The organism is Vagococcus sp. WN89Y (assembly GCF_052220145.1).
In the GTDB taxonomy this organism is placed as follows: Bacteria; Pseudomonadota; Gammaproteobacteria; order Enterobacterales; family Enterobacteriaceae; genus Kosakonia.
Genome location: NZ_JBQPOM010000028.1, coordinates 184,392 through 195,399, shown reverse-complemented (window position 1 = coordinate 195,399; position 11,008 = coordinate 184,392). Strand labels below are relative to the sequence as shown.

Below are 11,008 nucleotides of genomic sequence, written 5' to 3'. Positions count from 1 at the left end.
ATGATAACGTTTTGATAACAACCCAAATTGCTACAAGAGGTGAAACCAGAGGGAGAGCAGAAAATAAAAAACCTTGCACAGGCAAGGTTTTTCAGCACGTTACCGGAGCAACATCCAGACCAGTTGTCCCCAGAACAGGATAGAAACAGTAAAAGCTCCCATCCACGACCAATATTTCATTCCACAATCGTTAATCATAATTATTACCAGAAAGCTTATTCATAAAAACTGAGTCTTTACTCAATTCATTTATGCCGTGTATTAATTAAAGAGTACAAAAGACCAAATCAATGAATAGCGCACAAAATTGCCCGCAATTATTCTGATGATAAATTTATTGTTTCTTTACGCCGTCTTCTGCGAATGCATCAATAAAAGCGCGCTGCTGCGGCGTCAGATTCCAGGAGGCCGGAATCACGGTCTGCGCGCGCTTTTTTGCTTTGAGGTGGGTGTCATGAGGCTGACACACACTCTTTGCCGGTTCAAACCTGCCCGCTGTTGCCATTTTTAACCCCAGAATGTCCAGATCAATAACGCAACCACTGCCCAAAACACGGCAGAGCCAAGAAAAACTGCCAGCCAGGCTTTACGCTTGAGCTCAGGATCCCTTTGTGGCTCTTCACTTCCTGATGGCATTGCTAACCTCGTACAATCGACATCACTTATCATTTTAGGCACCATCAATCGGTACAAATAATCATGCGTTGAGACAAATCCTAAAATAACTTTAGCCTAAAATCCAGTGAATTTACTCATACTGAAGTAAGAAATATTTAATCTTTTGACCAGAAATAAATTATTGAAGGGAGAAATTTGCGATAAAGCATTTTATTTTCTATTTTGCTCACAAAATATGAGCGTCGGGCGGGAAAACTGTGAGTGCAATCACTTCCGGTGGGCGGTCTGAATTTAGATGATGATAATTCTAATTTAGGTTTAGGGTGATTTCAGGGTATCTTTTCACGGGCAAAGATACCCTGCTGCTATTATTTCTGCGGCAATTTAATATCTTTAAACATGGCCTCAATATCGTCGTTCGAGCGTAATGCCACGGCGGCATCGACCACATCACGAGTCAAATGCGGCGCAAAGCGCTGAATAAAATCATACATATAGCTGCGCAAAAACGTGCTACGGCGAAAACCGATTTTGGTGGTGCTGTGGCTGAAAACCCCATCGGCATCCAGCTTCACCAGGTCCGGATCGGAGACCGGATCGACCGCCATACTGGCAATCACTCCCACGCCTAACCCCAGTCTGACATAGGTTTTTATTACGTCTGCATCGGTTGCGGTAAAAACAATGCGCGGCGTTAACCCGGCGCGGTTAAAGGCGGTGTCCAGCTCAGAACGGCCGGTAAAACCGAAGGTATACGTCACCAGCGGGTACTGAGCCAGTTCTTCGATAGTGACCGACTGTTTGGCCGCTAATGGATGATCGGGCGTCACAACGATGGAGCGGTTCCAGTGGTAGCAGGGTAACATCACCAAATCGTCGTACAGATGCAGCGCTTCGGTTGCAATAGCAAAGTCCGCATTGCCTTTCGATACGGCCTCAGCAATTTGCGTAGGCGACCCCTGATGCATATGCAACGAAACGCGTGGATAGCGTTCGATAAATCCTTTGATAACGTTTGGCAGCGCATAGCGTGCCTGGGTGTGCGTGGTTGCCACGTACAGCGAGCCTTTGTCCGGCCAGGTATGCTCGCCGGCTACCGATTTGATGGCGTCGACTTTCGACAGCACTTCGCGGGCGATACGAATAATCTCCTGCCCTGCTGGCGTCACTTGCGTCAGATGCTTGCCGCTACGGGCGAAAATTTGTACGCCAAGTTCATCTTCCAGCATACGAACTTGCTTACTGATGCCAGGCTGAGAGGTGTAAAGTCCTTCCGCAGTGGAGGAGACGTTGAGATTATGATTAACCACCTCAACGATATAGCGAAGCTGCTGTAGTTTCATGACAGACCATCCGAGTACGCATACGGGTAATTGCTAATACGATTTCATAATAAAAAAGCCAGTAGCTATAACCACTATATCATTTATAGCTTCTGTGTATAGCTTTGAACAAAGAATAATAACGCGGCAAGAAAAAGGGCCGGAAGTCCGGCCCTGAGGTATTACGTTACTGAATAGCTTACTTTTTAGACTCGACCCACTGGTTATCGACATAAAAAGCCGACCAGCCTGTGGCTTTGCCGTCTTTCTCTGAAGCAACGTACTGTTGCTTCGTTTTCCGGCTAAAGCGCACGATGGTTTTATTGCCCTGAGGATCCTGCTGCGGGGCATCAGCCAGGTAGCGCAGTTTCTCCGGCAGCCTTTCGCGGAAGCGGTACAGCTCTTCCACCAGCGGCGCACGTGTTTCGCGTGATTTCGGGAAAGTATTGGCTGCGAGGAACACCCCGGCAGCACCATCGCGCAGTACAAAATACGCATCCGATTTTTCACAAGGCAGCTCCGGCAGCGGTACCGGATCTTCCTTCGGCGGCGCGACTTCCCCGTTACGCAGGATCTTACGGGTGTTTTTGCACTCATCGTTAGTACAAGCCATGTACTTACCGAAACGCCCCATTTTCAGGTGCATTTCAGAACCACACTTCTCGCACTCAACAACAGGGCCGTCGTAACCTTTGATGCGGAACTCACCCTCTTCGATTTCATAGCCATCGCAGGTCGGGTTGTTACCACAAACGTGCAGTTTACGCTTCGGATCGATCAGATAGCTGTCCATCGCCGTGCCGCATTTCTGGCAACGACGTTTTGCGCGCAGCGCATTGGTTTCAGCGTCGTCACCTTCCAGCACGTTCAGCACTTCATTTTCCGGCACCAGATTGATGGTGGTTTTGCAGCGCTCTTTTGGCGGCAATGCATAACCGGAACAGCCAAGGAACACGCCGGTGCTGGCGGTACGAATGCCCATCTTACGGCCACAGGTCGGGCAGTCGATACTGGTCAGTACCATCTGGTTCGGGCGCATGCCGCCCTCTTCCGGGTCCTGCTCCGCCTGTTCAAGCTGGCGGGAAAAATCACCAAAGAAGCTGTCCAGCACCTTCTTCCACTCGGCTTCATGGTTTGCCACCCGATCGAGTGTGTCTTCCATTTGCGCGGTAAAATCGTAATTCATCAACTCGCGGAAATTCTCTTCCAGACGATCGGTAACGATTTCACCCATTTTTTCTGCGTAGAAACGGCGGTTTTCTACCCGCACATAGCCACGATCCTGAATGGTCGAAATAATTGATGCGTAGGTAGACGGACGACCGATACCGCGTTTTTCCAGCTCTTTAACCAGCGATGCTTCGCTAAAACGCGCGGGCGGTTTGGTAAAGTGTTGCGCCGGAGTCAGTTCAATAAGGGTGAGGTCATCACCTTTGTTGACCGCCGGTAGCGTGCGGTCTTCATCGCCCTTACGCAGCGCGGGCATCACTTTGGTCCAGCCGTCGAAACGCAAAATACGGCCACGGGCTTTCAGACGGAAATCCCCTGCGCCCACGGTCAGCGTCGTTGAATCGTACTGCGCAGGCGTCATCTGACAGGCAACAAACTGGCGCCAGATCAGCTGATAGAGTTTTTGCGCGTCCGCTTCCATATCTTTGAGCGACTCCGCCAGCACATTTACATCAGAAGGACGAATCGCTTCGTGCGCTTCCTGAGAGTTTTCTTTGCTGGCATATTGATTGGCATCTTTCGGCAGGTATTTGTTGCCGAACTTATCGGTAATATAGTCGCGAACCATATTCACCGCGTCCTGGCTCAGGTTGGTCGAGTCGGTACGCATGTAAGTGATATAACCCGCTTCGTACAGCCGCTGAGCCATCATCATGGTCTTTTTCACGCCAAAGCCGAGGCGCGTGCTGGCAGCCTGTTGCAGCGTAGAGGTAATAAAAGGCGCGCCGGGTTTGCTGCTGGTCGGCTTATCTTCGCGCTCAAGCACGGTGTAGCGCGCTTTCTCAAGCAGGCTAACCGCGGCCATCGTCTGCTCACGATTAACCGGACGGAACGGTTTATCACCCTGATGCGTTACCTGCAACGGCAGAGAATCGCCGCCCGGCGTCGCGGTTGCCGCGTCAATCTCCCAGTACTCTTCCGGGACAAATGCTTTGATTTCGCGCTCGCGCTCAACCACCAGACGCACAGCAACGGACTGGACACGCCCGGCGGAAAGACCGCGGGCGATTTTTTTCCACAACAGCGGAGAGACCATATAGCCCACAACGCGGTCCATAAAACGACGCGCCTGCTGGGCATTAACACGGTCAATATTCAGCTCGCCAGGCTGTTCAAACGCCTGACGAATCGCATTTTTGGTTATTTCGTTGAACACGACACGGCTGTAGCGATTTTCATCGCCGCCAATGACTTCCCGCAGGTGCCAGGCGATGGCTTCCCCTTCGCGGTCAAGGTCGGTTGCGAGATAGATGTGGTCGGCTTTTTCCGCGAGCGATTTAAGCTCGGAGACGACCTTTTCTTTACCGGGCAGCACTTCATAATGCGCTTTCCAGTTATGCCACGGGTCAATGCCCATGCGGTTGACAAGAGCGCCACGTTCATCCTTTTTAGGCTTCTTAGCCGTTTTGGCGGAAGAGGCGTCTGCGCTCTTTTTCGATGCTGATCCACTGGTCGGCAAATCACGGATGTGCCCTACGCTGGATTTCACCACGTAGTCACTACCCAGATATTTATTGATCGTTTTGGCTTTTGCCGGGGACTCAACGATAACGAGAGCTTTGCCCATATTCACCTTTACCTATTAAATTCTTCCAGGAATACGCCGCACTTTGCTGCCTGCTCCAGGACGACCAGCCTTCTATATTGCAGTAGTGCCCGGGGATATGAACCCTTTATTCAGCAAGGCGCGACGAATTCAACGCTCAGGTGACTGATTTTACAGGCTCAATCGTGTCAGGTTGATAGTGTGCGACGTTGTTACGGTCGAATGTCAAGCAATTCTGTTGCCAGATTGACGAAAGCGTCACACTGTACCTGATAAAATTTGTTACGCAACTTTATTAGCATGCATTAGCAAATCTCGCCAGCATAACCACGGCCCAAAACCTTGCTGCGGGCAGGGAAAATTTGCCCCTGCGCAGTACCCGGCGTAGACTAAAGCAATTTTTAAGGAGTGGTAAAATGCAAGCGACATCTCAGCCTATCGATCGCCAGTCTTTGCTTGAGCTGGCTAATAAACTGATCCGCGAACATGATGACACGCTGGCCGGTATTGAAGCCACGGATGTGACCCAGCGTAACGGCGTGCTGGTGTTCAGCGGTGACTACTTTTTAGATGAGCAAGGTCTGCCGACACCGAAAAGCACTGCGGTGTTCAATATGTTCAAATACCTTGCCCATCATTTATCAGAGAAATACCATCTGATTGACTAAACAAAAACGCGAGGCTCTGGCCTCGCGTCATGTTTACATCAGCGGTTTCTGCCCACGCTGCCACCAGCGCATCAGCAAATGATCAACGCTCTCGGTCGCGCTACCGGTAAAGCGTTCAATCAGTTTTTTACGCCGCTGATAACGTATTCCGATGACTTCATTCTCTTCTATCAGCCCGAGTAATAACTCATCGCTGGTGCCGATCGCATCAACCAGCCCTTTTTCCAGCGCCTGGGTACCGTACCAGTATTCACCGGTAGCGACTTTTTCGATATCCAGCGCGGGACGCATCTCGCTGACAAAGCCTTTAAACAGGTCGTGGGTTTCGTTCAGGCTTTCGCGAAACTTCTGTCGCCCCTCTTCGGTGTTTTCACCAAGCAATGTCAGCGTGCGTTTAAACTGACCGGCAGTATGCAGCTCGATATCGATGTCTTTGCTTTTCAGGAAGCGGTTAAAGTTAGGCAACTGGGCAACCACCCCGATCGAGCCAACAATCGCAAACGGCGCGGCAACAATTTTATTGGCAACGCAAGCCATCATGTAACCGCCGCTGGCGGCAACTTTATCCACCGCGATGGTCAGCGGAATATTGCGTGCGCGCAGACGCTGCAACTGTGACGCAGCAAGACCGTAGCCCGGTACGATTCCGCCAGGGCTTTCAAGGCGCACGACAACCTGGTCTTCCGGTTTCGCCACGGCCAGTACCGCGGTCACTTCTTCTCGCAGAGAGCTTACTTCACCGGCATCCATGCTGCCTTTAAAGTCCAGCACATAAACACGCGGCTTGCCCGTTGGCTCCAGCGCACCAGACTTCGCTTTCGCTTTGGCAGCTTTAGCCTCCTGTTTATGCTTTTTCTTTTGCGCCTTGTGCCACTGTTTTTGCTGATGACTGTCTAATAAAGAAACCGCCATCTCTTCTTTCAGCTCTTTATACTGCTCGCTCAGACGGGAGATTTTCAGCTCTCCGCGCTGGCGCTTACGCTGTGACAGATTAACGATAAGTACCGCGACAATGATTATCGCCACCACAACGGTGGCTATTTTGGCTAAAAAAAGACCATATTCAGACAGTAATTCCACGCATACCACCCTGATTTAATGAATAAACAATCACTCCAGTGTACATGAGCCGCCGGGGCGCGTCTCGCGCAAGCCGTGCGCCGTGCGAGCCACGCCGTAATTTTTGTGCCTGACGGCGAGTCTCTGACCAACTCTCCAGTTGGCCGATTGAAATAGCCCGCGGTTTGAGGCATAAACCCCTTATGTAAAGCGAAATACAGGCCGGGCCTGAGGAGACAGTGTGCACTACCAGCCGCAGCGCAATCTTTTAGATAACCATATAATCCTTGTCACCGGTGCCAGCGATGGCATCGGTAAAGAAGCCGCCCTGACCTATGCCCGCTATGGTGCGCGCGTGATTTTGCTGGGGCGCAATGAGGAAAAATTGCGTCAGGTATCACAAGCGATCCTTGAGGAACATGGCGAGGCGGCTCAATGGTTCACGCTTGACCTGGCAACCTGCACCCCGCAGGATTGCCGACAGCTTGCCGATGCCATTGCCGCCACGACTCCGCGCCTTGACGGCGTGTTGCACAATGCCGGGTTGCTGGGAGATGTTGTGCCGATGAGCGAACAGAACCCTGCGACCTGGGATGCGGTAATGCAGGTGAACGTCAACGCCACATTTTATCTGACTCAGGCGCTTCTTCCTTTATTACTCAAGTCGGATTGCGGCTCGCTGGTCTTTACCTCATCGAGCGTCGGGCGTGAAGGCCGGGCGAACTGGGGAGCGTATGCCACCTCGAAGTTCGCAACCGAAGGGATGATGCAGGTCCTGGCGCAAGAGTATCAAAATCGCCTGCGGGTAAACTGCATCAATCCGGGCGGTACGCGCACCAAAATGCGCGCCAGCGCCTTCCCCGACGAAGATCCGGCAAAACTGAAAACGCCGGAAGATATTATGCCACTCTATTTATGGCTGATGGGCGACGACAGCCGTCGCAAAACGGGTATGACATTTGATGCGCAGCCAGGGCGTAAACCGGGGATTGCACAATGAGCGAAGAGCGTCACCAGCAGCGCCAGCAGCGCGTAAAAGAGCGCGTCGATGCGCGAGTGGCCGCCGCCCAGGACGAGCGCGGGATAGTGATTGTATTCACCGGCAATGGTAAAGGAAAAACGACCGCCGCCTTTGGAACAGCAACCCGCGCCGTGGGCCACGGCAAAAAGGTGGGTGTTATCCAGTTTATTAAAGGCACCTGGCCAAATGGCGAGCGCAACTTGCTCGAACCGCTGGGGGTTGAGTTTCAGGTGATGGCGACCGGTTTTACCTGGGAGACCCAAAACCGTGAGACAGATACGGCGGCCTGCGTGGAGGTGTGGCAGTATGCACAGCGAATGCTTCGCGATCCATCGCTTGATATGGTGTTGCTCGATGAGCTGACCTATATGGTGGCTTACGATTATCTGCCGCTGGCGAGCGTGCTGGAAGCGTTACGCAACCGTCCGGTTTCGCAAACGGTAATCATCACCGGTCGGGGCTGCCACCGGGATATTATGGAACTGGCGGATACGGTCAGCGAGCTTAGGCCGGTTAAACATGCATTTGAAGCAGGGGTAAAAGCCCAGATGGGTATCGACTACTGATGCGCAGAAAAGCCAGAGACGACAAAGGGGCTTGCGCCCCTTTTTGTTAATCGTTTTTACCGCGGCTACCGGCTGCGCGGCGATTACCGGCAGGCTGGCTATGGCGTTTTACGGCCCGGCGGATTTGATTCGCTTTCAGGCGGCGGCGATCTTTCTCAACCGCGACTTTTGACTGCGTTTCCGGTTTCAGGCCCACCAGCTCACGCAGGTAGTTAGTTTGCGACAGATCAAGCTCCGTCCAGCCACCGCGCGGCAGCCCTTTCGGCAGTGGAATATCACCGTAGCGCACGCGGATCAGTCGGCTCACCTGCACGCCAACGGCTTCCCACAGGCGACGCACTTCGCGGTTACGCCCTTCGGTCAGGGTGACGTTATACCACTGGTTGATCCCTTCACCACCGCTGAATTTAATGGTTTTGAATGCCGCCGGGCCATCTTCCAGCTGCACGCCGCGCGCCAGTTCACGCAGTTTGGCGTCATCCACTTCGCCAAACACGCGTACCGCGTACTCACGCTCAACTTCACGGCTCGGATGCATCAACCGGTTAGCCAGCTCGCCATCGGTCGTGAACAGCAGCAGACCGCAAGTATTTACGTCAAGACGGCCAACCGCAATCCAGCGCGCGCCGCGCAGTTTCGGCAAGCGGTCAAACACCGTCGGGCGGCCTTCCGGGTCGTTACGGGTGCATAGCTCGCCCTCAGGTTTGTAATACGCCAGCACGCGGCAGATCTGCTCAACGGACTCTTTCACCGAGATAAGATGACCGTCGATACGGATCCGAAGCCCAGGCGTAACCTCAACACGGTCGCCCAGTTTGGCTATTTTGCCGTCCACACTTACGCGGCCAGCTTCAATAATCGTTTCGATTTCACGGCGTGAACCGTGGCCAGCTCGTGCCAGCACTTTCTGTAATTTCTCGCTCATAGAGCTTCCTTAGCTGTCGCCTTCACAGACGTCATTGTATTCATGTACAACAAACGCAAAGTTAATGCCTTGTTATACGTAAATTTTTTAACCACAGATGCCGGTGCTCGTATGGCAATCCCGGCGCACCTGTTTATGTGGCCGGCAATGGTACACTAATTTCAAATTAATTGCCTCTGCTACTGACGCGCGAAACGGCGTTGCGAATGCAACGCGTATTGAGGCAGGACGCGGGAACTTTACGCTCAGGGCCATGCAGTGCATGCAGGCCCTTTTACACCGTTATAAAAAAGGCGTAACGTCGCCGACGCCTTCGCGGATAACGTTCGGCGAATCATCGGTTAAATCAACGACCGTTGTCGGTTGCTGACCCAGATAGCCACCGTGAATAATCAAATCCACCAGCTTTTCCAGCCGGTCTTTGATTTCATCCGGGTCGGACTCGGTAAAATCGCTGCCTGGCAGCATCAACGATGTTGAGAGCATTGGCTCACCCAGAGTTTCTAGCAAAGCTAGCGCAATCGGGTTCGAAGGCACCCGCAGGCCAATGGTTTTGCGCTTCTCCTGAAGCAAACGGCGCGGCACCTCTTTGGTGCCCTTGAGGATAAACGTGTAGTTGCCCGGCGTGTTGTTTTTGATAAGACGAAAGGCAATGTTATCCACATAAGCGTAAGTCGACAGCTCCGACAGATCGCGGCACATTAGCGTAAAGTTATGGCCATCAGGCAGGTGGCGAATGCGGCAAATACGCTCCATCGCGCCTTTATCTTCGATTTTACATCCCAACGCATAACCAGAGTCGGTGGGATAAACAATCACCCCGCCCTTACGCACAATTTCCACCGCCTGGTTAATCAGACGCGGCTGAGGATTATCCGGATGTATATAAAAAAATTGACTCATGCTTCCCTCTCTGTTTGATTCCGCGGCTGCTCCCACTGAAGCCACACCCCCTCGACACCTGCCGGAAGCCAGAGTTTGCGCCCCAGTTCAATCCATGGACAAGGCTGATGGAAATCCGATCCTTGTGAGGCCAGCAAACCATAGTGCTGCGCATACGCGGCAAGCTGCGTACGTTCATTGGGAGCCTGCTGGCACTGGGCGACTTCCATCGCCTCGCCGCCGCTTTGAGCAAAATGCGCCAGCAATCTTTTTAGCCATTTCGCGGACAGGTTATAGCGCCCCGGATGGGCCAGCACCGCCGCTCCGCCAGAATGATGAATCACATCAATGGCTTGTTCTATTGTACACCACTGTGGCGGAACATAACCTGTTTTGCCGCGCGCAAGGTACTTTTTAAAGACATCCGCCATATTGCTGGCTTTACCTTGTTCAACCAGAAAACGGGCAAAATGACCACGGGTGATCATCGCGCCGTTTGCATGCCGCAGCGCCCCTTCCCACGCGCCGGTGATATGCGCTTTTTCCAGCCGCTCTGCAATCAGTCGCGCACGCGCCATACGCCTTTCACTTTGCTGCTGTAAAAACGCGCGCATCGCCGGGTGGTCGATATCAATATTCAGGCCAACAATATGGATTTCATGGTTTTCCCAGAGCGTAGAGATTTCCACGCCAGGGATCAGTTTCAGGGTCAGCCCTGCTTTGTCGATTTCCGCCTGCGCCGCCGGGATAGCATCGGTTGTGTCGTGATCGGTGATAGCCAGCGTCCCTACGCGCATTTCCAGCGCGCGGTGAACCAGTTGTTCCGGGGTAAGAAGACCGTCAGAAGCCGTGGTATGGCTGTGCAGGTCGTAAATTGTGGCGTAATTCGTGTCGCTCAAAGCGGCTCCGCTCATTTAACTGAAATATCCAGCGCATAGCCTAACACACCGCAGAGTTAACATTTTCTAAATTAGCGTGTTGACTTTTTATCAACGAACCAGTTAACTAGTACACAAGTTCACACAAGAAAGGTATCGAAAAATGCACGCTTCTGCTCATCTCATCCGCTGGTGGCGCACTCCCTTAGCCGGGCTGTGATCACATGCGTATTCAGCATACCGATACCAGGCCCGCTTAAAACGCGGGCTTTTTTATGAACATAATAATGAGA

General features: G+C 52.4%; 12 protein-coding genes and 1 other annotated feature. Of the genes, 3 read left to right on the top strand and 9 right to left on the bottom strand.

Annotated elements, in window-relative coordinates:
• Positions 1 to 99: 99 nt before the first annotated feature.
• The 5 genes from ymiC to topA form a co-directional block, all read right to left on the bottom strand.
• Positions 100 to 198 carry a small membrane protein YmiC gene (gene ymiC, locus ACTU3N_RS09555; protein WP_443085886.1) on the bottom strand — a complete coding sequence of 33 codons (99 nt, stop codon included), beginning with the start codon at positions 196 to 198 and terminating at the stop codon, positions 100 to 102.
• A gap of 136 nt (positions 199 to 334) precedes the next feature.
• Positions 335 to 505, bottom strand: a complete 171-nt coding sequence (locus tag ACTU3N_RS09550) for a hypothetical protein (RefSeq protein ID WP_443085885.1) — start codon at positions 503 to 505, stop codon at positions 335 to 337.
• A gap of 2 nt (positions 506 to 507) precedes the next feature.
• Entirely contained in the window at positions 508 to 636 is a 129-nt protein-coding gene (locus ACTU3N_RS09545; RefSeq protein WP_443086178.1) for a YmiA family putative membrane protein, read from the bottom strand.
• Between the two features lie 350 nt (positions 637 to 986).
• Entirely contained in the window at positions 987 to 1,961 is a 975-nt protein-coding gene (gene cysB, locus ACTU3N_RS09540; protein ID WP_443085884.1) for an HTH-type transcriptional regulator CysB, read from the bottom strand.
• Positions 1,962 to 2,139: 178 nt separating this feature from the next.
• Positions 2,140 to 4,737 (bottom strand): type I DNA topoisomerase, encoded by a 2,598-nt coding sequence (gene topA, locus ACTU3N_RS09535; protein WP_443085883.1) that lies wholly within the window; start codon positions 4,735 to 4,737, stop codon positions 2,140 to 2,142.
• 395 nt (positions 4,738 to 5,132) lie between these two features.
• Here topA and ACTU3N_RS09530 point away from each other — a divergent pair, with 395 nt between their 5' ends.
• Positions 5,133 to 5,384, top strand: coding sequence for a YciN family protein (locus ACTU3N_RS09530; protein ID WP_443085882.1), 252 nt, complete (start codon positions 5,133 to 5,135; stop codon positions 5,382 to 5,384).
• A 33-nt stretch (positions 5,385 to 5,417) separates the two neighbouring features.
• On the opposite strand, the gene sohB is transcribed toward ACTU3N_RS09530, so the two are convergent.
• Positions 5,418 to 6,464 carry a protease SohB gene (sohB, locus tag ACTU3N_RS09525; protein ID WP_443085881.1) on the bottom strand — a complete coding sequence of 349 codons (1,047 nt, stop codon included), beginning with the start codon at positions 6,462 to 6,464 and terminating at the stop codon, positions 5,418 to 5,420.
• Positions 6,465 to 6,684: 220 nt separating this feature from the next.
• On the opposite strand from sohB, the gene ACTU3N_RS09520 reads away from it, so the two are divergent.
• Positions 6,685 to 7,443, top strand: a complete 759-nt coding sequence (locus tag ACTU3N_RS09520; protein WP_443085880.1) for a YciK family oxidoreductase — start codon at positions 6,685 to 6,687, stop codon at positions 7,441 to 7,443.
• Complete coding sequence (gene cobO / locus ACTU3N_RS09515; protein WP_443085879.1) at positions 7,440 to 8,030, top strand: cob(I)yrinic acid a,c-diamide adenosyltransferase; 591 nt, start codon at positions 7,440 to 7,442, stop codon at positions 8,028 to 8,030. The genes ACTU3N_RS09520 and cobO overlap by 4 nt, the downstream gene beginning before the upstream one ends.
• 46 nt (positions 8,031 to 8,076) lie before the next feature.
• Here the strand turns inward: cobO and rluB are convergent, their stop codons facing one another.
• The 3 genes from rluB to rnm all read right to left on the bottom strand — a co-directional run bounded on the left by rluB (position 8,077) and on the right by rnm (position 10,736).
• On the bottom strand, positions 8,077 to 8,955 hold the full coding sequence (gene rluB / locus ACTU3N_RS09510; RefSeq protein ID WP_443085878.1) for a 23S rRNA pseudouridine(2605) synthase RluB: 879 nt from the start codon (positions 8,953 to 8,955) through the stop codon (positions 8,077 to 8,079).
• A gap of 282 nt (positions 8,956 to 9,237) precedes the next feature.
• Positions 9,238 to 9,858 (bottom strand): L-threonylcarbamoyladenylate synthase, encoded by a 621-nt coding sequence (locus ACTU3N_RS09505; protein ID WP_443085877.1) that lies wholly within the window; start codon positions 9,856 to 9,858, stop codon positions 9,238 to 9,240.
• On the bottom strand, positions 9,855 to 10,736 hold the full coding sequence (gene rnm / locus ACTU3N_RS09500) for an RNase RNM (RefSeq protein ID WP_443085876.1): 882 nt from the start codon (positions 10,734 to 10,736) through the stop codon (positions 9,855 to 9,857). The genes ACTU3N_RS09505 and rnm overlap by 4 nt, the downstream gene beginning before the upstream one ends.
• Before the next feature lie 163 nt (positions 10,737 to 10,899).
• Positions 10,900 to 10,992, top strand: a sequence feature (Trp leader region).
• The last annotated feature ends 16 nt before the right edge of the window (positions 10,993 to 11,008 follow it).

Bases quoted from the DNA above. Each gene is read 5' to 3' on its own strand.
- ymiC (WP_443085886.1), bottom strand. From the start codon at position 198: ATGATTAACGATTGTGGAATGAAATATTGGTCGTGGATGGGAGCTTTT.
- ACTU3N_RS09550 (WP_443085885.1), bottom strand. From the start codon at position 505: ATGGCAACAGCGGGCAGGTTTGAACCGGCAAAGAGTGTGTGTCAGCCT.
- ACTU3N_RS09545 (WP_443086178.1), bottom strand. From the start codon at position 636: ATGCCATCAGGAAGTGAAGAGCCACAAAGGGATCCTGAGCTCAAGCGT.
- cysB (WP_443085884.1), bottom strand. From the start codon at position 1,961: ATGAAACTACAGCAGCTTCGCTATATCGTTGAGGTGGTTAATCATAAT.
- topA (WP_443085883.1), bottom strand. From the start codon at position 4,737: ATGGGCAAAGCTCTCGTTATCGTTGAGTCCCCGGCAAAAGCCAAAACG.
- ACTU3N_RS09530 (WP_443085882.1), top strand. From the start codon at position 5,133: ATGCAAGCGACATCTCAGCCTATCGATCGCCAGTCTTTGCTTGAGCTG.
- cobO (WP_443085879.1), top strand. From the start codon at position 7,440: ATGAGCGAAGAGCGTCACCAGCAGCGCCAGCAGCGCGTAAAAGAGCGC.
- rluB (WP_443085878.1), bottom strand. From the start codon at position 8,955: ATGAGCGAGAAATTACAGAAAGTGCTGGCACGAGCTGGCCACGGTTCA.
- ACTU3N_RS09505 (WP_443085877.1), bottom strand. From the start codon at position 9,858: ATGAGTCAATTTTTTTATATACATCCGGATAATCCTCAGCCGCGTCTG.